The following is an 18,123-nucleotide window of genomic DNA, read 5'->3' on the forward strand; positions in this document are numbered from 1 at the left end:
CTATGGAAATCAATACACACAATGCTGAAATCTTGCTCAGTGCGACTAATAAATCCCACTATCCGCAGGATGACTTGCCAGAGATCGCCCTTGCGGGTCGTTCAAATGTTGGCAAATCTAGCTTTATCAACACCATGCTGAACCGTAAGAATCTCGCCCGTACATCAGGAAAACCTGGTAAAACCCAGCTTCTCAATTTCTTTAATATTGATGACAAGATGCGCTTTGTGGATGTACCAGGTTATGGTTATGCTCGTGTTTCTAAAAAGGAACGTGAAAAGTGGGGCCGCATGATTGAGGAGTACTTAACGACTCGGGAAAATCTTCGTGCGGTAGTTAGTTTAGTTGACCTTCGTCATGACCCGTCAGCAGATGATGTACAGATGTACGAATTTCTCAAGTATTATGAGATTCCAGTTATCATCGTTGCGACCAAGGCGGACAAGATTCCTCGTGGTAAATGGAACAAGCACGAATCAGCAATCAAAAAGAAATTAAACTTTGACCCAAGTGACGACTTCATCCTCTTTTCATCTGTAAGCAAGGTAGGGATGGACCAAGCTTGGGATGCAATCTTAGAAAAATTGTGAGGAAAAGAAAATGGCAAAAACAATTCATACAGATAAGGCTCCAAAGGCTATCGGACCCTATGTTCAAGGAAAAATCGTTGGCAACCTTTTGTTTGCTAGTGGTCAAGTTCCCCTATCTCCTGAAACTGGGGAAATCGTTGGAGAAACCATCCAAGAACAGACAGAACAAGTCTTGAAAAATATTGGTGCTATTTTGGCTGAAGCAGGAACAGATTTTGACCATGTTGTCAAAACAACTTGCTTCTTGAGCGATATGAACGACTTTGTTCCTTTTAATGAGGTTTACCAAACGGCCTTTAAAGAGGAGTTCCCAGCTCGTTCAGCTGTAGAGGTTGCACGTCTTCCTCGTGATGTAAAAGTCGAAATTGAAGTGATCGCAGAGCTTGGATAAGCTAGTTGAAGTTTGGTTCTGCCAAACTTCTTTTGATATAAGGAGAAAAAGATGACAAAGAAACAACTTCATTTGGTGATTGTGACAGGGATGAGTGGGGCAGGCAAAACTGTAGCCATTCAGTCCTTCGAGGATTTAGGCTATTTTACCATTGATAATATGCCACCAGCCCTCTTGCCTAAATTTTTGCAGTTGGTGGAAACAAAGGAAGACGACCATAAGTTGGCCTTGGTAGTGGATATGCGTAGCCGTTCTTTCTTTTCAGAGATTCAAGCTGTTTTGGATGAGTTGGAAAACAAGGAAGAATTGGCCTTCAAAATTCTCTTTTTGGACGCGGCTGATAAGGAATTGGTCGCTCGTTACAAGGAAACCAGACGGAGTCACCCACTAGCAGCAGACGGACGGATTTTAGATGGAATTAAGCTGGAACGCGAGCTCTTGGCACCTTTGAAAAACATGAGTCAAAATGTGGTGGATACGACCGAACTCACTCCGCGTGAGCTTCGTAAAACCATTGCAGAGCAATTTTCAGACCAAGAACAGGCCCAGTCTTTCCGTATCGAAGTCATGTCTTTTGGCTTTAAATATGGAATCCCAATTGATGCAGATTTAGTCTTTGATGTCCGTTTCTTGCCAAATCCCTACTACCTACCAGAACTGCGTAATCAAACGGGTGTAGACGAACCTGTTTATGATTATGTCATGAACCATCCTGAGTCAGAAGACTTTTATCAACATTTGTTGGCCTTGATTGAGCCGATTTTGCCAAGTTACCAAAAGGAAGGGAAGTCTGTTTTGACCATTGCCATGGGTTGTACGGGTGGGCAACACCGTAGTGTGGCTTTTGCTAAACGCTTGGCGCAGGACTTATCCAAGAATTGGCCTGTCAATGAAGGGCATCGCGACAAAGACCGAAGAAAGGAAACGGTAAACCGTTCATGAGAAAACCAAAGATAACGGTGATTGGTGGAGGGACTGGAATCCCTGTCATTCTAAAAAGTCTGCGGGAAAAAGATGTGGAAATCGCTGCTATCGTGACGGTGGCAGATGATGGTGGTTCGTCAGGTGAACTCCGAAAAAATATGCAACAATTGACACCGCCAGGTGATCTTCGTAATGTCCTTGTGGCCATGTCGGATATGCCTAAGTTTTATGAGAAGGTCTTTCAGTACCGCTTTTCCGAGGATGCAGGAGCCTTTGCTGGTCATCCGCTGGGCAATTTCATTATCGCTGGTCTGTCAGAAATGCAGGGTTCGACCTATAATGCCATGCAGTTATTGAGCAAGTTTTTCCATACAACTGGGAAGATTTATCCTTCCAGTGACCATCCCTTGACCCTTCATGCAGTCTTTCAGGATGGGACAGAAGTGGCTGGAGAGAGCCATATTGCAGACCATCCAGGCATGATTGACCATGTCTATGTGACCAATACCCTCAACGATGATACGCCTCTGGCCAGTCGTCGAGTAGTGCAGACCATTCTTGAAAGTGACATGATTGTCCTAGGACCTGGTTCTCTCTTTACCTCGATTTTGCCCAATATTGTGATTAAGGAAATTGGTCAGGCGCTTTTGGAAACCAAGGCAGAAGTCGCCTATGTCTGCAATATCATGACCCAACGTGGGGAGACGGAACATTTTACAGATAGCGATCACGTGGAAGTCTTGCATCGCCACCTTGGCCGACCTTTTATCGATACTGTCTTGGTAAATATCGAAAAAGTGCCACAGGAATACATGAATTCCAACCGGTTTGATGAATACTTGGTGCAGGTGGAACATGACTTTGCTGGTCTTTGTCAGCAGGTTCCGCGCGTGATTTCATCCAACTTCCTTCATCTTGAAAATGGAGGTGCCTTCCACGATGGAGATTTGATTGTGGACGAGTTGATGCGCATCATACAGGTGAGAAAATGAGTTTCACAGTAGCAGTAAAAGAAGAAATCTTAGGTCAGCACCATCTGAGCCGGCATGAATTATCTGCCATTATCAAGATGTCTGGCAGTATCGGTCTTTCGACTTCGGGCTTGACCTTGTCAGTCGTGACAGAAAATGCCAAACTGGCTCGTCACCTCTATGAGTCCTTTCTCCATTTCTATGAAATCAAATCGGAAATCCGACACCACCAGAGGAGTAATCTTCGTAAGAATCGAGTCTATACTGTTTTTACAGATGAAAAAGTGCAGGACTTGTTAAGTGATTTGCATTTGGCAGATTCTTTCTTTGACCTAGAAACAGGTATTGATGGGGCGATTTTATCAGACGAGGAAGCGGGGCGTGCTTATCTCTGTGGCGCTTTCTTGGCAAATGGAAGTATTCGTGACCCTGAATCAGGTAAGTACCAGCTGGAAATCAGTTCTGTTTATCTGGACCATGCGCAAGGGATTGCCTCTCTTCTCCAGCAGTTTTTACTGGATGCCAAGGTGCTTGAGCGCAAGAAGGGAGCTGTGACCTATCTCCAGCGAGCCGAAGACATTATGGACTTCTTGATAGTAATCGGAGCCATGCAGGCGCGTGATGATTTTGAGCGGGTTAAGATTTTACGAGAAACTCGTAACGATCTCAATCGAGCTAATAATGCTGAAACAGCCAATATCGCTCGGACGGTTTCTGCCAGTATGAAGACCATCAACAATATCAGTAAAATCAAAGATAGAATAGGTTTGGAAAATTTACCAGTAGATTTGCAGGAGGTAGCGCAGTTGCGAATCCAGCACCCAGATTACTCTATCCAGCAGTTGGCAGATAGCCTGAGCAATCCCCTAACCAAAAGTGGTGTTAACCACAGACTCAGAAAAATAAACAAGATTGCTGATGAATTATAAACGAACCTAGGACAAAATAGTTCTCAACCACAAAAAAGCTAGAGATTTCCAATTGCAGAACTCTAGCTTTTTCATTTTAAGGGCTCTCTTATTGTATTTTAGGAGCTTATTTGCCATAAGTACCAATCCCATGTCAATTCTCACTTGACGCATCCCTCTCAGATTACCTCTCTTGTACCCCAAACAAGCCTTTATCTGCCCAAAGACAATCTTGCGTTGAGCGAAAATCTGTCTACCTTGGGGAGATAAAAGCGCCTGGCATTCTTTATTTTTTAAGTGCTGATAGCCTTCATTCATATACAGTCCCTTTTGAGGAGCTGATTCAGATTCATCAGCGTAGTAAACCTTGATTTCCTCTTGAAAGTCCGTCTCTGTTTTCTGATGTTTGGTATGGTGAAAACGATAGCACCAGCCATCAGGATGTGTGTAGCTATCCTCCTTGCCATTATAGTACCAATTCCCTAAGTTTCTAGCTGACTGTGTATCCCCTCTCTTCTGTTCCTGATCAAACATGGCATATTTCATCAGATGGTTCACCTCCTTTTCATCTAAACGAAGGAGGCTCTCTTCTTTTTCAGCACGTACTGAAAAATCATCTTTGACTTTAGGCAAGATTTTCTTGAGTTTCCGACCTTTGGTTTTACGCTCATCTTTTCCTTTAAGGGGTGTCTCCTCCATGTCTTGGCAATTCTTCTTCAAGGACGTGAGAGAGTTCAATCAACTGCCCTGAGGAGATAGGCTCTTGTGTATCTAGTTCTATAGCTTGATGGATAAGAGGAATGATTTCTTCTTGACAATAAATCTGGATCTGTTCTTGCAGTTTGACGGAAAACTTGTCCCTTGCTTTTTTGGAGATAAGAGACTATTGTCCCAGACTTTTTTTCTTATAAACTTGTTGAGTGTTTTGGTTGCACTTTTTGGTCAGGGTCGATGTAGTTGATGGCATTGTTGACAGCAGTTGGAGCTTCTCCGAGGCCTGTCGCAATCAAGTCAATTTTTCCGTCATAGTAGCAGCAGTCTCCGATAGCATAGATACCTGCTTGACTAGATTCTTGCTTGCTGTTGACGATAATCTTGTGGCGGTTGAAGTCGAGCCCCCAGTTTTTAAGGTTACCGACCGAAGATTTGAAACCATAGTTGACAAAGAGGTGGTCTAGGTCAATCGTTTCGGTTTCATCAGATTTAACTTTTGTGATTTCAAGTTTATCAAGCGTTTTTCCATCTCCAAGGAGTTGGCTAGGGACGAATGGTGTTTTAATGCTTACAGATGATTCTTGTAAGGCTTGGACACTGTGTTCCAAAGCACGGAAATTATCTCTACGGTGAATAAGGGTGGTTGGTGCAATTTTTTCAAAAGCCAAAGCCCAATCCACTGCTGAGTCTCCCCCACCAAGAATCGTCACTTTCTTATCAGCGTATTGCTGAATGTTGGAAACGTGGTAATGGATATTTTCATAGCCCTCAACGCCTTCAAGTTCCAGCGGACGTGGTTTGAAGGCACCGCCCCCCATAGCGATGATAACTGTTTTAGTCAGGTGACTTCCTTTAGAAGTTGTAATGACAAATCCTTCTTCTTGTTTTTCAATCTCAAGAACTGTTTCATTGAGATGAATGGGGGTATCAAAGCTGTTTAGCTGTTCAATCAAGCGGTTAGTCAACTCTTCTCCAGTCAGGTTTGGGAAGCCTGGTACGTCTAGGATTTCCTTTTCAGGGTAGAGAATAGCAGGTTGTCCACCTAGCTGGGGAAGAGAGTCGATGATTTGAACCTTGGCTTGGCGTAGGTGGGCGTAAAAGGCCGCAAAAAGCCCGACTGGACCACCACCTACAATGGTAATATCATAGAGTTGAGACATGTTTTCTCCTTTGTTTTTTCTAGTCAGTTTATTTTATCATATTTTTGCTCAATGTAAAATGGACTAGGATAGGGAAAAAAATGCCAGAAAATGGTATAATAGGACGAAAGTGTTTTGATAGGGAGGATATCAGAGATGAATTTTCAACAATTATCCAATCTGCAATATTGGACCAGTTTATTTGCAAGTCCATGGACGATAGCTATCAATCTGATTGATATTTTGATTGTTGCTTATATTTTATACCATTTTACAAAAGCTATTGCAGGAACCAAGATTATGATTTTGGTACGTGGAGTTTTGGTGTTTATTTTAGCTCAAATCCTTGCAAATATGATTGACTTGACTACGATTTCTTGGTTAATCAATCAAATTATTACTTATGGGGTTATTGCGGCGGTTGTTATCTTCTCTCCAGAGATTCGGACTGGTTTGGAACGTTTGGGAAGAGCGACAGATTTCTTTTCCAATGCCCCTATTAGTGCTGAGGAACAGATGATTCGTGCCTTTGTTAAGTCCGTCGAATACATGAGTCCTCGTAAAATCGGGGTCTTGGTTGCTATTCAGCGTGTCCGTACCTTGCAGGAGTATATTTCGACAGGAATTCCCTTGGATGCTAAGATTTCTGCAGAACTTCTCATTAACATTTTTATTCCCAACACTCCCCTACATGATGGTGCGGTGATTATCAGAGAAGAACGTATCGCTGTGACGTCTGCCTATCTGCCCTTGACAGAAAGTACAGGAATTTCCAAGGAATTTGGAACCAGACACCGGGCGGCTATCGGTTTATCAGAAGTCTCAGATGCCTTGACTTTTGTCGTATCAGAGGAAACGGGAGGAATTTCGATAACCTATAATGGAAGCTTTAAGCACAACCTAACACTTGATGAATTTGAAACAGAATTACGTGAAATCTTACTTCCAAAAGAGGAAGCAGGTCTTAGTTTTAAAGAACGATTGCTAGGAGGATGGAAACATGAGAAAAAATAGTTTATATATCATATCCTCACTCTTTTTTGCTTGTGTCTTATTTGTCTATGCTACGGCGACGAATTTTCAAAACAGTACCAGTGCTAGGCAGGTAAAAACGGAAACCTATACTAATACAGTAACAAATGTCCCTATTGACATACGCTATAATAGTGATGAGTATTTTATTAGCGGTTTTGCTTCAGAAGTATCAGTGGTCTTGACTGGTGCAAATCGCCTATCGCTAGCTAGTGAAATGCAAGAAAGTACACGTAAATTCAAGGTTATTGCTGACCTAACAGATGCCAGTGTTGGAACGATTGAAGTTCCTTTGAGCATTGAAGATTTACCCAATGGGCTGACCGCTGTGGCGACTCCGCAAAAAATTACAGTCAAGATTGGTAAGAAGGCTCAGAAGGATAAGGTAAAGGTTGTACCAGAGATTGACCCTAGTCAAATTGATAGTCGGGTACAGATTGAAAATGTCACGGTGTCAGATGAAGAAGTGTCGATTACGAGTGACCAAGAGATATTGGATAGAATTGATAAGATTATCGCTGTCTTGCCAACTAGCGAACGGATTACAGGTAATTACAGTGGTTCAGTACCTTTGCAGGCAATCGACCGCAATGGTGTTGTCTTACCGGCAGTTATCACTCCGTTTGATACAACAATGAAGGTGACTACAAAACCAGTAGCACCAAGTTCAAGCACATCAAATTCAAGTACAAGCAGTTCATCGGAGACATCTTCGCCAACGAAAGCAACTAGTTCAAAAACGAATTAAAAATAGAAAAAGGATTTTATAAAAATGGGTAAATATTTTGGGACTGATGGAGTCCGTGGAGAAGCTAACGTAGAATTAACACCAGAATTGGCCTTCAGACTAGGTCGTTTTGGAGGCTATGTTCTTAGCCAACATGAAACGGAAGCGCCGAAAGTCTTTGTAGGACGTGACACACGTATTTCAGGGGAAATGCTGGAATCGGCCTTGGTGGCAGGTCTACTGTCCGTGGGAATTCACGTTTATAAACTAGGCGTTTTGGCAACACCAGCAGTAGCTTACTTGGTTAAAACTGAGGGAGCAAGTGCCGGTGTCATGATTTCTGCTAGCCACAACCCAGCCCTTGATAATGGGATTAAGTTTTTTGGTGGTGATGGCTTCAAACTAGATGATGAAAAAGAAGCAGAAATTGAAGTCTTGCTAGATGCTGCGGAAGACACTCTTCCTCGTCCAAGTGCAGAAGGCTTGGGAACCTTGGTAGATTATCCAGAAGGCTTGCGTAAGTATGAAGGCTACCTTGTTTCAACTGGAACTCCTCTTGAAGGAATGAAAGTTGCCTTGGATACAGCTAATGGTGCAGCGTCTACAAGTGCCCGTCAAATCTTTGCAGCCCTCGGTGCTCAATTAACTGTTATAGGGGAAACACCAGATGGTCTTAATATCAACTTGAATGTTGGTTCAACCCACCCAGAAGCCCTTCAAGAAGTAGTCAAAGAAAGCCAATCAGCTATCGGTTTGGCCTTTGACGGAGACAGTGACCGCTTGATTGCTGTTGATGAAAATGGCGACATCGTCGATGGTGACAAGATTATGTACATCATCGGGAAATACCTTTCTGAGAAAGGACAATTGGCCCAAAATACAATTGTGACAACTGTGATGTCTAACCTTGGTTTTCACAAGGCCTTGGACCGCGAAGGCATTAACAAGGCAGTCACTGCAGTCGGCGACCGTTACGTTGTTGAAGAAATGAGAAAATCAGGCTACAACCTTGGTGGTGAACAGTCGGGTCACGTTATCTTGATGGATTACAATACTACAGGTGACGGTCAATTATCCGCTGTCCAATTGACAAAAATCATGAAGGAAACTGGTAAGAGCTTGTCAGAGTTGGCAGCAGAAGTAACCATCTATCCACAAAAATTAGTCAATATCCGAGTGGAAAATACCATGAAGGAAAAGGCTATGGAAGTGCCAGCTATCAAGGATATCATCGAGAAGATGGAAGAAGAAATGGCAGGGAATGGCCGTATTCTTGTTCGCCCAAGTGGAACAGAGCCTCTCTTGCGTGTTATGGCAGAAGCGCCTACGACAGAAGAAGTGGACTACTATGTTGATACCATCGCAGACGTAGTTCGAGCTGAAATCGGGATTGACTAAATCCGAGAAAACTAGATGAAAATTAAAAATTATGGTACAATAGCTTATAATATTGTAGCCGAGGGAGAAAGACATGAATCTTAAACGTGAACAAGAATTTGTTAGTCAGTATCATTTTGATGCGCGTAATTTTGAATGGGAAAATGAAAATGGAGCTCCTGAAACCAAGGTGGATGTGAATTTCCAATTGCTCCAACATGATCAAGAAAATCAAGTGACTTCCTTGATTGTCATCTTGACCTTTATGATTGTATTTGATAAGTTTGTCATTAGTGGAACTATTTCACAGGTAAACCATATCGATGGCCGTATTGTCAATGAACCAAGTGAATTGAGCCAAGAAGAAGTGGAAACTTTGGCTCGTCCAAGTTTGAACATGCTCAACCGTTTGACTTACGAAGTAACTGAAATTGCATTAGACTTACCAGGAATCAATTTGGAGTTCTAATATGAAACTAGCTGTTATCACAGATTCTTCTGCTTATCTCAGTGCAGAGACCTTGCAAAGAGAAGATTTATTTGTCTTGGATATTCCTGTCAATATTGATGGTGAGGAGTATGTCGAAGGTATCAATCTGTCTGCTGAGGAATTTTACCAAAAAATGGCTCAGGCTTCTGAATTGCCTAAGACTAGTCAGCCAAGTATTGCCAAGTTAGATGAAATCTTAACTTCGCTCAAAGAACAAGGTTATACACATGCCTTGGGGCTTTTCCTATCTTCTGGAATTTCAGGTTTTTACCAAAATATCCAGTATATGGTGGATGACTATGAGGGCTTAACCATTGCTTTTCCAGACACTTTGATTACAAGTGCTCCTCTGGGTATCATGGTTGAAAGCGTCTTTAATTGGCGTGACCATGGCGATGATTTTGCCAGCCTTCAGGATAAGCTAGCCACTCAAATCAGCCGTACATCAGCTTTTATCATGGTGGATGACTTGAACCACTTGGTAAAAGGTGGGCGCCTTTCAAATGGGGCTGCTATTTTGGGAAATCTGCTTAGCATTAAGCCAATCCTTTATTTCAATGATCAAGGTGTGATTGAAGTTTACGAAAAAGTTCGTACTGAAAAGAAGGCCACCAAGCGCTTAATTGAAATCATTAAGGAAACAACGGCTTCAGGTCAATACCGGGTCATTGTCATTCACGGCAATGCTCCTGAAAAGGCTGAGGAATTGCGTCATCACTTGCTTGAATCTGGAGTGGGTACGGATATTTCACTAGCTACATTTGGTAGTGTCATTGGGACACATCTAGGAGCAGGAAGTATTGCTCTAGGTTATATTCCAGTGATTTAGTTAGTACTTCTAGAATAGTTGAGAAGGCTTTGTATCTTAGCAATTGAACACGGGCTACCTGCCTCTTGAAAAAAGATGCCTGTCTGATCTTTCGTGGAAAGTTAGCGCCATTCCCTATTTTTCATGGGCAGCTAACGTCCTTTGTATCTTGATAATTGAACATGCCTGGAACCCTGTGTGAAAAAGATAGTTCTTCCAAGGAGTAGACACTTCTTGATCAGAACTCCTATTTTCACTTTGTGTTCCTACAGGCTTTGTATCTTAGACAGGAGTAGAGATGAGTATTCGAGTAATTATTGCCGGTTTTAAGGGAAAGATGGGCCAAGCTGCCTGTCAGATGGTTTTGGCTGATTTAGACTTGGACTTGGTAGCAGTTTTGGATCCCTTTGAGTCTGAGTCAGAATGGCAGGGAGTTCCTGTTTTCAAGGATAAGGCTGATTTAGCCGGTTTTGAAGCGGATGTCTGGGTAGACTTTACTACACCAGCCGTTGCCTATGAAAATACACGTTTTGCTCTTGAAAATGGCTTTGCCCCAGTCGTAGGAACAACAGGATTCACTAGTGAAGAAATTGCAGAGCTAAAAGCATCTTCCCGTGAACAAGATTTGGGTGGTTTGATTGCACCTAACTTTGCCTTGGGAGCTGTCTTGCTGATGCAATTTGCGGCGCAGGCTGCCAAATATTTCCCCAATGTGGAGGTTATCGAGCTCCATCATGACAAGAAAAAGGATGCTCCGAGTGGAACAGCTATCAAAACTGCCGAGTTAATGGCGGAAGTTCGAGAGTCTATTCAGCAAGGTGCGCCTGATGAGGAAGAATTGATTGCGGGTGCTCGTGGTGCTGACTTTGATGGCATGCGTATCCACTCAGTCCGTCTACCAGGCTTGGTAGCCCATCAGGAAGTCATCTTTGGCAATCAGGGAGAAGGATTGACCCTCCGTCATGACTCCTATGATCGTAGCTCCTTCATGACAGGGGTCAATTTGGGAATCAAAGAAGTTGTCAAGCGTCATGAGCTTGTCTATGGATTAGAACACTTATTATGAGATTAACGCAAATGCCTTCTGAATTTCAGAAGGCTTTACCAGTATTAGAAAAAATTAAAGAAGCAGGCTTTGAGGCCTATTTTGTTGGGGGCTCCGTCAGAGATGCCCTCCTCAATCGCCCTATCCATGATGTGGACATCGCAACGTCTTCTTATCCAGAAGAGACCAAGCAGATTTTTCCGCGAACAGCTGATATCGGAATCGAGCACGGAACTGTCTTGGTTTTAGATGGGGACGAGGAGTATGAGGTGACTACTTTTCGGACAGAAGATGTCTATGTGGACTATCGCAGACCCAGCGCGGTTTCCTTTGTGCGTTCGCTAGAGGAAGACCTCAAGCGCCGTGATTTTACAGTCAACTCCTTTGCCTTGGACGAGACAGGGGAAATCATTGACTTGTTCCATGGTTTAGAGGATTTGGAAAAGCAAGTCTTGCGAGCAGTTGGAGTGGCTAGTGAGCGTTTCAACGAAGATGCTTTGCGGATTATGCGTGGCTTCCGTTTTCAGGCCATCCTCGGCTTTGAACTTGAGCCAGAAACATTTAAGGCTATGAAGACCTTGACGCCACTTTTGGAGAAAATTTCTGTAGAGCGTACCTTCGTTGAGTTTGATAAACTCTTACTGGCTCCGTTTTGGAGAAGAGGCTTGGCTTCCATGATTGAGAGTCAAGCTTATGATTATCTCCCTGATATGGCAGCTAGCCAGGATAAGCTCAACAGACTGTTTGATTTGGAGACTGATTTTACTTTTGAATCCTCTGAACAAGCCTGGTCAGCTCTTTTGTGGGCTTTGGAGATTGAAAATGCGCAGCCATTTTTGAAACATTGGAAGACCTCACGCCAATTTGCCAAGCAGGTACAGGATTTGCTGACTATTTTGGCTTTGCGTGAAAAGGGAGAATTGAGCAAGCGCGATTGTTACCGCTTTGAATTGGATTTGCTTTTACAAGCTGAAAATCTTCGTCAGGCTCAAGGAAAAGAAGTTAATCCACAAGCCATCACAGAAACCTACCAGAGTTTGACCATTCATGATAAGAAAGAAATTCAGATCAATGGCGGTATTCTGATTAAGGAATATGGCTATCAACCAGGGCCAGACTTGGGAGAGATTTTAACAGAGATTGAATATGCCATTGTCGATGGAGAATTGGAAAATGACCGTCAAGCCATCCATGCTTATCTGAGGGAGAAAAAATGAGTGATTTTATCGTTGAAAAACTAAGTAAATCCGTCGGTGACAAGACCGTTTTTAAGGATATTTCCTTTATTATTCATGACTTGGATAGAATTGGTTTAATCGGTGTCAATGGAACAGGCAAGACTACCCTTTTAGATGTCCTTTCTGGTGTGTCTGGCTTTGATGGGGATGTCAGTCCTTTTTCAGCTAAGAATGATTACCAGATTGGCTACTTGACCCAGGATCCTGATTTTGATGATAGCAAGACAGTTTTGGATACGGTCCTATCCAGCGACCTAAAGGAAATCCAGCTCATTCGTGACTATGAGTTAATCATGCTCAACTACAGTGAGGATAAGCAAGCTCGTTTAGAACGGGTTATGGCGGAGATGGACTCTCTCCAAGCCTGGGAAATTGAAAGCCAGGTCAAAACGGTCCTCAGCAAGTTGGGGATTCAGGACTTGTCCACTCCAGTTGGGGAATTGTCAGGTGGTCTGAGAAGACGAGTTCAGTTGGCGCAAGTCCTTCTTGGCAACCACGACCTCTTGCTTCTGGACGAGCCGACCAACCATCTGGATATTGCGACTATTGAGTGGCTGACCCTCTTTTTGAAAAATTCCAAGAAAACCGTCCTTTTTATTACCCACGATCGTTATTTCTTAGATGCGCTGTCAACACGGATTTTCGAGTTGGATCGAGCTGGATTGACAGAATATCAGGGAAATTATCAGGACTATGTCCGTCTTAAGGCGGAACAGGACGAGCGAGATGCGGCTCTTCTCCACAAAAAAGAACAACTTTATAAGCAAGAATTGGTATGGATGCGCAGACAACCGCAGGCGCGTGCGACCAAGCAACAGGCTCGTATCAATCGTTTCCATGACTTGAAGAAAGAAGTTTCAGGTGGTGCTGCTGAGACAGACTTGACCATGAACTTTGAAACCAGTCGTATCGGTAAAAAAGTCATCGAGTTTCAGGATGTTTCCTTCTCCTATGAAAACAAGCCTATTTTGCAAGATTTTAATCTCTTGGTGCAGGCAAAAGATCGTATCGGAATCGTTGGGGACAACGGTGTTGGGAAGTCAACCCTGCTTAACCTGATTGCAGGAAGTCTTGAGCCGACAGCAGGGCAAGTTGTGATTGGAGAAACAGTTCGTATCGCCTATTTCTCCCAACAAATTGAGGGCTTGGATGAAAGCAAGCGAGTTATCAATTACCTGCAGGAAGTGGCTGAAGAAGTCAAGACCAGCGGTGGTTCTACGACTTCCATCGCTGAGTTGCTGGAGCAATTCCTCTTCCCACGTTCGACGCATGGAACCTTGATTGAGAAATTGTCAGGTGGAGAGAAAAAGCGTCTTTATCTCCTCAAATTACTCTTGGAAAAACCAAATGTTCTCCTCTTGGACGAGCCAACAAATGATTTGGACATTGCAACCTTGACAGTTTTGGAGAATTTCTTGCAAGGTTTTGCAGGCCCCGTTTTAACAGTCAGTCACGACCGCTATTTCTTGGATAAGGTAGTGACCAAGATTCTCGCTTTTGAGGATGGCAAGATTCGGCCATTCTTTGGTCATTACACCGACTATCTTGATAAAAAAGCTTTTGAAACAGATATGGCCAATCAAGTGCAAAAGGCCGAAAAGGAAAAAGTCGTCAAGGTTAGAGAAGACAAGAAACGCATGACCTACCAAGAAAAGCAGGAGTGGGCAAGCATTGAAGGCGATATTGAAACCTTGGAAAATCGTATCGCTGCTATTGAAGAGGAAATGCAAGCCAATGGTTCTGACTTTGGCAAACTGGCTACTCTTCAAAAAGAACTAGATGAGAAAAACGAAGCACTCCTTGAAAAATACGAACGCTATGAATACCTCAGTGACTTTGACAACTAGAAGAATAGAAAAATCCCGTCTCATGACAGGATTTCTCTATTCTTTTTTGGTTTCTTGATGAAAGATATTTTGCCAGGTTTCGTGGCGACGCCAGATACTGGTATGGACGATACCATCTAACTCATAGCAGATGAGTTTGGTTTTTTGACTGATAGAAGTAATCTGAATATCCTTGATAGCAGAATTTAACTCTTTTTCGGCTTTATAGGTCTCTTTATCCATCTGTTCTCCATCTTGGCGAATATAGACAAAATCGTCAGCCAAGAGTTCTTCCAGTTGATTTCCTTGGTCAATCAATTGTTCACGCATCAGCAATTTTTTATAGACATTGTCTAAAATTTCATCCTCAGGGATAGGTGCTGGCTCGATATGGACATCGGTATCAAAAACTCCAAAACGTTCTTCCAGCATAGACTCGATCTGATCCGCGATTTCATGACTCTCAAAAACAGATAAGTCAGGATTCATTTCTAGCGTGATATCCAGGTAGATGTTGCTACCATAGGTACGACCTCTTTGAGACTTAACCTTGCTAATTTTAGGAATTTCCATGATAGCCTTTTGATAGTCCTCAAGCAGACGGTCGTCAAAGCCATCCGAAAGACTAAAGGAAGACTCGATAAAGATATCATAGGCAGTTTTTAAGATAAAGAAAGTGATGATGATGGCAACCAGTTTATCCACAATGGGATAATTGAAACTGCTAGCCAGGATGGCAATGGTGGTTCCAAGTGAGGTAACAGCATCAGAAAGATTGTCTTTGGCGGCAGCCTTTAGTGCCTTGGAGTTTGATTGCTTACTGAGGCGAGTATTGTATAGATAGACCACAAACATAATCGCTGCAGAAATGATTCCTAGAGTTGCACCCAGAGGATCAATGACCGTTTCTTCACGACTGAGAATCTTCTGAATGGTATCTCTTAGAACATCGAAACCGACATAGAACATGATGATGGAAGTGATTAAGCTAGCCAAATCCTCAATCTTCCAGTGGCCAAAACGGTGGTCACGGTCTGCAGGTTGGCGCGCCATACGAATCCCAATCAAGAGGGCAACATTTCCGATAATATCGGATACGTTGTTGAAACCATCGGCTACCAAACTGGACGAATGAAGGAGGTGACCAGTTGCTAATTTCGCTGCAGACAAGATCAAATAGGTTGAAATGCTGATAATGGCCCCACGCTCAGCTAACTTGAGATTTGAAATAGATTGCTTCATTCAACTTCCTTTCTAGTCACATAGCATTCTACCATTATACTGGTTTTCAAGAGAAAATTCAAATAGGATGGATAAAAGTAAGAAAATACAAAGCAGAAATGCTTTTTTTTTTTAGGAAATATGATAGACTGATAAAGTGAGAAGTTGAGGTGAATAAATTGAAAAAAATGAGTATTTTAGTGACGAGTATTTCTTTACTCTTTACTGTTTTAGTCTGGTTTTCGATGGTAACAAATGTCAAACAGGGAATACCGTTTTCAGATGCTAGTATTTTTGAATATTTTGGGTATGCAATGAATCGAGGAGAATTGATGTATGCAAACCTATTTGATCATAAGGGGCCAGTCGTTTTTTTACTGAATTACCTAGGATATCTTATTGGTGGTGCGTTAGGAATTAAATTTTTATACCTATTTTGCACATTTCTTTTCTTTATAGCTAGCTATAAGATTTCAAGGTTATTTACTGGAAATAAGCAAACAATTTTAACTTTAGCAATTATCTTTATAATTTATGAGTATTTTTTTGATGGCGGTTGGAGTTTAGAAGGTTTTATTTTACCTTTTTTGGCTTATTCATTATACGTTTTTTTAAAACTGTTTATACAAAATGATTTCAGCAAAAATGATATCATAGCATCAGGTGCATTTTTCTCTATTGTATTTTTTACGAAAGCAAATATGATAGGGATTTGGCTTGTATTTTGTATTTATGTATTGATTGATTTCATACTTAAGAAGGCATACAGGGACTTGTTTTCTTTGATTGGATTATTTTTCCTTGGGATATTAATACCAACTATCCCTTTGTGCTTATATCTGTTATCAAAAGGTATCTTTTTTGAAATGATATACCAGTCGATTGGAATTAATTTTATTTATACTACAGAGTCAAATAACGTTTCGATGTATGAGATTATCAGATGGTACATTTCCCAAACAAATCTCTTAAGTCTTAATTTATTGATGTTATTTTCCTTGATACCACTATGGAAGAAATTTGGAATAAAATCAATCTTCTATCATTTTGTTTTTATTATTTGTCTACTTCTGGCTCTTATCTCGAAAAGAAGCTATGGCCATTACATTTTAGTGATGCTTCCGATTTTGATTCCATATATTTCCTATGTATTTCATAGCATATCAAAGAAAATGTCTTTTCAAGTATTTCTTATCTTGTTCTTAGGATTAAGTATTGTATACCAGAATGATGTGAAATACATCATGAAGAATATGTATACTAGATATCTGAATAATTCTGAGAAACAGCAACGTGTTGCTAGCTATATAGAGAAAAATACGTCGATGGATGACCGAATTTATACCCATCGTCAAAATGGAACAATTTATTTGTACAGTGAACGGTTAGCTAGTACAAAATTTTTCTTTATCCCTGCGGTGACAGATGATCGAGTTATTATTGATGAGTTTAAAAAATCTATACAAGAAAATCCTCCTATCTACATTGTATTTGATACTGAATGGGATTATGGTAAGAGAACTGACTCTTTTATCAAGGATTATATTAAAATCAATTATCACTTAGAAAAACAGATTGATACGGCTATGATTTATAGAAAAGGAGGAGAATAGTATGAGTAGGAAAAAGCCGATTTTATACATAGTTATTCCGTGTTACAACGAAGAGCAAGTCCTACCACATACTAATCCAATGTTTGTTGAAAAAATTGAACAATTAGTGAAGAAAGAAGAAATCCATTCTCTTAGTAAAATTATGTATGTAAATGATGGTAGTAAGGATCGGACTTGGGAACTGATAAAAAGTTATGCTAATTCCGTTCCTTCTGTGGTTGGTGTATCACAAAGTCGTAATAGGGGGCATCAAAGTAGTATCCTTGCAGGTATGTATGAGGCCATTCAGTTTGCTGATATTGTCATTACCATTGATGCTGATGGACAAGATGACATTAATTGCATGGACAAGATGGTTTCGGAGTATAAAAGTGGCTCTGAAATTGTCTACGGTGTACGTGATAACCGTGACACGGACTCTGCTTTTAAACGAATTACAGCTGAAGGTTTTTATAAAGTGCTACGCCTATTTGGAGCAGAAGTTGTTTTTAATCATGCAGACTATCGATTGGTTTCTAAAAGATTCTTGAAGGAATTAGAAAAATTCACTGAAGTGAATCTATTTCTTCGTGGTTTAATGCCTTTAGTTGGCTTTAAATATTCTTACGTTTCATATAAGCGCCATGAACGAATTGCTGGTGAGAGCCATTATCCACTATCTAAAATGCTTGGTTTGGCTATGGATGGTATTACCAGTTTATCAATCAAACCGATTCGTTTGATTACAAGCCTTGGTGTTTTGACGTCACTCTTTAGTTTTCTATTGATTATTTGGGTTATATTGAGTAAGTTTGCTGGTACAGTCGTGGCTGGCTGGACAAGCACCTATGCAATAGTTAGCCTACTTGGTGGAGTTCAATTGATTAGTTTGGGAGTAATTGGTGAGTATATTGGAAAAATTTATCTGGAAACAAAACGTCGTCCTAGATATATTATCAGTGAACGTACTTTTGATAAGGATAGAATTTTATAGAATCTTTATTCTTTGAAAATTTTTCAAAATTTGGTATAATAGTACTACTCAAGGGAGTAGCTGGCAGAAACCTGTGATAGTGTCGTCATTCCGAATTTTATACTGAAAAGTATGTTTTCCGGCACTATCTTAAACA

The 18,123-nt window shown here is 41.4% G+C and carries 18 protein-coding genes; 15 read left to right on the forward strand and 3 right to left on the reverse strand.

What is annotated here, in order from left to right; genetic code table 11:
* The first annotated feature begins 2 nt into the window (after positions 1–2).
* The 5 genes from yihA to whiA are packed head-to-tail and all read left to right on the forward strand — an operon-like array spanning position 3 to position 3,805.
* Positions 3–590 (forward strand): ribosome biogenesis GTP-binding protein YihA/YsxC, encoded by a 588-nt coding sequence (gene yihA, locus OVN21_RS02340; protein WP_267247108.1) that lies wholly within the window; start codon positions 3–5, stop codon positions 588–590.
* 10 nt (positions 591–600) lie between these two features.
* Positions 601–981: a RidA family protein gene (locus OVN21_RS02345; RefSeq protein WP_267247109.1), complete on the forward strand. Its 381-nt coding sequence runs from the start codon at positions 601–603 to the stop codon at positions 979–981.
* A gap of 51 nt (positions 982–1,032) precedes the next feature.
* The gene (rapZ, locus tag OVN21_RS02350) at positions 1,033–1,923 is read left to right on the forward strand and encodes an RNase adapter RapZ (RefSeq protein ID WP_267247110.1); all 891 of its coding nucleotides are present in this window, start codon (positions 1,033–1,035) and stop codon (positions 1,921–1,923) included.
* Positions 1,920–2,897 (forward strand): YvcK family protein, encoded by a 978-nt coding sequence (locus OVN21_RS02355; protein WP_267247111.1) that lies wholly within the window; start codon positions 1,920–1,922, stop codon positions 2,895–2,897. Before rapZ ends, OVN21_RS02355 begins: the two co-directional genes overlap by 4 nt.
* The gene (whiA, locus tag OVN21_RS02360; protein WP_267247112.1) at positions 2,894–3,805 is read left to right on the forward strand and encodes a DNA-binding protein WhiA; all 912 of its coding nucleotides are present in this window, start codon (positions 2,894–2,896) and stop codon (positions 3,803–3,805) included. The genes OVN21_RS02355 and whiA overlap by 4 nt, the downstream gene beginning before the upstream one ends.
* Positions 3,806–3,811: 6 nt before the next feature.
* On the opposite strand, the gene OVN21_RS02365 is transcribed toward whiA, so the two are convergent.
* Complete coding sequence (locus OVN21_RS02365; RefSeq protein WP_267247113.1) at positions 3,812–4,483, reverse strand: hypothetical protein; 672 nt, start codon at positions 4,481–4,483, stop codon at positions 3,812–3,814.
* Positions 4,484–4,689: 206 nt separating this feature from the next.
* A complete protein-coding gene (locus OVN21_RS02370) occupies positions 4,690–5,658 on the reverse strand; it encodes an NAD(P)/FAD-dependent oxidoreductase (RefSeq protein ID WP_267247114.1) in 969 nt (322 codons plus the stop codon).
* Between the two features lie 135 nt (positions 5,659–5,793).
* Here OVN21_RS02370 and cdaA point away from each other — a divergent pair, with 135 nt between their 5' ends.
* The 8 genes from cdaA (at position 5,794) to OVN21_RS02410 (ending at position 14,201) form a co-directional block, all read left to right on the forward strand.
* Positions 5,794–6,651 (forward strand): diadenylate cyclase CdaA, encoded by an 858-nt coding sequence (gene cdaA / locus OVN21_RS02375; protein WP_267247115.1) that lies wholly within the window; start codon positions 5,794–5,796, stop codon positions 6,649–6,651.
* Positions 6,638–7,417, forward strand: coding sequence for a YbbR-like domain-containing protein (locus OVN21_RS02380; protein WP_267247116.1), 780 nt, complete (start codon positions 6,638–6,640; stop codon positions 7,415–7,417). Before cdaA ends, OVN21_RS02380 begins: the two co-directional genes overlap by 14 nt.
* A 24-nt stretch (positions 7,418–7,441) precedes the next feature.
* Entirely contained in the window at positions 7,442–8,794 is a 1,353-nt protein-coding gene (gene glmM / locus OVN21_RS02385; RefSeq protein WP_267247117.1) for a phosphoglucosamine mutase, read from the forward strand.
* A 73-nt stretch (positions 8,795–8,867) separates the two neighbouring features.
* The gene (locus tag OVN21_RS02390) at positions 8,868–9,242 is read left to right on the forward strand and encodes a DUF1149 family protein (protein ID WP_001050088.1); all 375 of its coding nucleotides are present in this window, start codon (positions 8,868–8,870) and stop codon (positions 9,240–9,242) included.
* Between the two features lies 1 nt (position 9,243).
* Complete coding sequence (locus tag OVN21_RS02395) at positions 9,244–10,092, forward strand: DegV family protein (protein WP_267247118.1); 849 nt, start codon at positions 9,244–9,246, stop codon at positions 10,090–10,092.
* A gap of 277 nt (positions 10,093–10,369) precedes the next feature.
* Entirely contained in the window at positions 10,370–11,137 is a 768-nt protein-coding gene (dapB, locus tag OVN21_RS02400; RefSeq protein WP_267247119.1) for a 4-hydroxy-tetrahydrodipicolinate reductase, read from the forward strand.
* Complete coding sequence (locus OVN21_RS02405; protein WP_323743845.1) at positions 11,134–12,333, forward strand: CCA tRNA nucleotidyltransferase; 1,200 nt, start codon at positions 11,134–11,136, stop codon at positions 12,331–12,333. The genes dapB and OVN21_RS02405 overlap by 4 nt, the downstream gene beginning before the upstream one ends.
* Positions 12,330–14,201 (forward strand): ABC-F family ATP-binding cassette domain-containing protein, encoded by a 1,872-nt coding sequence (locus OVN21_RS02410; RefSeq protein ID WP_267247120.1) that lies wholly within the window; start codon positions 12,330–12,332, stop codon positions 14,199–14,201. The genes OVN21_RS02405 and OVN21_RS02410 overlap by 4 nt, the downstream gene beginning before the upstream one ends.
* A 36-nt stretch (positions 14,202–14,237) precedes the next feature.
* On the opposite strand, the gene mntE is transcribed toward OVN21_RS02410, so the two are convergent.
* Entirely contained in the window at positions 14,238–15,422 is a 1,185-nt protein-coding gene (mntE, locus tag OVN21_RS02415) for a CDF family manganese efflux transporter MntE (protein ID WP_267247121.1), read from the reverse strand.
* Between the two features lie 149 nt (positions 15,423–15,571).
* Between mntE and OVN21_RS02420 the strand changes: the two genes are divergently transcribed.
* Positions 15,572–17,014 carry a hypothetical protein gene (locus tag OVN21_RS02420; RefSeq protein ID WP_267247122.1) on the forward strand — a complete coding sequence of 481 codons (1,443 nt, stop codon included), beginning with the start codon at positions 15,572–15,574 and terminating at the stop codon, positions 17,012–17,014.
* 1 nt (position 17,015) lies between these two features.
* The gene (locus tag OVN21_RS02425) at positions 17,016–17,987 is read left to right on the forward strand and encodes a glycosyltransferase family 2 protein (protein ID WP_267247123.1); all 972 of its coding nucleotides are present in this window, start codon (positions 17,016–17,018) and stop codon (positions 17,985–17,987) included.
* The last annotated feature ends 136 nt before the right edge of the window (positions 17,988–18,123 follow it).

It is taken from the genome of Streptococcus sp. Marseille-Q5986 (genome assembly GCF_946902915.1).
Taxonomy (GTDB): Bacteria; Bacillota; Bacilli; order Lactobacillales; family Streptococcaceae; genus Streptococcus.

What these genes read in the sequence shown, in the direction of transcription:
- cdaA (WP_267247115.1), top strand. Translation starts at nt 5,794, where the DNA reads ATGAATTTTCAACAATTATCCAATCTGCAATATTGGACCAGTTTATTT.
- whiA (WP_267247112.1), top strand. Translation starts at nt 2,894, where the DNA reads ATGAGTTTCACAGTAGCAGTAAAAGAAGAAATCTTAGGTCAGCACCAT.
- OVN21_RS02425 (WP_267247123.1), top strand. Translation starts at nt 17,016, where the DNA reads ATGAGTAGGAAAAAGCCGATTTTATACATAGTTATTCCGTGTTACAAC.
- glmM (WP_267247117.1), top strand. Translation starts at nt 7,442, where the DNA reads ATGGGTAAATATTTTGGGACTGATGGAGTCCGTGGAGAAGCTAACGTA.
- OVN21_RS02395 (WP_267247118.1), top strand. Translation starts at nt 9,244, where the DNA reads ATGAAACTAGCTGTTATCACAGATTCTTCTGCTTATCTCAGTGCAGAG.
- mntE (WP_267247121.1), bottom strand. Translation starts at nt 15,422, where the DNA reads ATGAAGCAATCTATTTCAAATCTCAAGTTAGCTGAGCGTGGGGCCATT.
- OVN21_RS02390 (WP_001050088.1), top strand. Translation starts at nt 8,868, where the DNA reads ATGAATCTTAAACGTGAACAAGAATTTGTTAGTCAGTATCATTTTGAT.
- rapZ (WP_267247110.1), top strand. Translation starts at nt 1,033, where the DNA reads ATGACAAAGAAACAACTTCATTTGGTGATTGTGACAGGGATGAGTGGG.
- yihA (WP_267247108.1), top strand. Translation starts at nt 3, where the DNA reads ATGGAAATCAATACACACAATGCTGAAATCTTGCTCAGTGCGACTAAT.
- OVN21_RS02405 (WP_323743845.1), top strand. Translation starts at nt 11,134, where the DNA reads ATGAGATTAACGCAAATGCCTTCTGAATTTCAGAAGGCTTTACCAGTA.
- OVN21_RS02410 (WP_267247120.1), top strand. Translation starts at nt 12,330, where the DNA reads ATGAGTGATTTTATCGTTGAAAAACTAAGTAAATCCGTCGGTGACAAG.
- OVN21_RS02370 (WP_267247114.1), bottom strand. Translation starts at nt 5,658, where the DNA reads ATGTCTCAACTCTATGATATTACCATTGTAGGTGGTGGTCCAGTCGGG.
- OVN21_RS02355 (WP_267247111.1), top strand. Translation starts at nt 1,920, where the DNA reads ATGAGAAAACCAAAGATAACGGTGATTGGTGGAGGGACTGGAATCCCT.
- OVN21_RS02365 (WP_267247113.1), bottom strand. Translation starts at nt 4,483, where the DNA reads ATGGAGGAGACACCCCTTAAAGGAAAAGATGAGCGTAAAACCAAAGGT.
- dapB (WP_267247119.1), top strand. Translation starts at nt 10,370, where the DNA reads ATGAGTATTCGAGTAATTATTGCCGGTTTTAAGGGAAAGATGGGCCAA.
- OVN21_RS02345 (WP_267247109.1), top strand. Translation starts at nt 601, where the DNA reads ATGGCAAAAACAATTCATACAGATAAGGCTCCAAAGGCTATCGGACCC.
- OVN21_RS02380 (WP_267247116.1), top strand. Translation starts at nt 6,638, where the DNA reads ATGAGAAAAAATAGTTTATATATCATATCCTCACTCTTTTTTGCTTGT.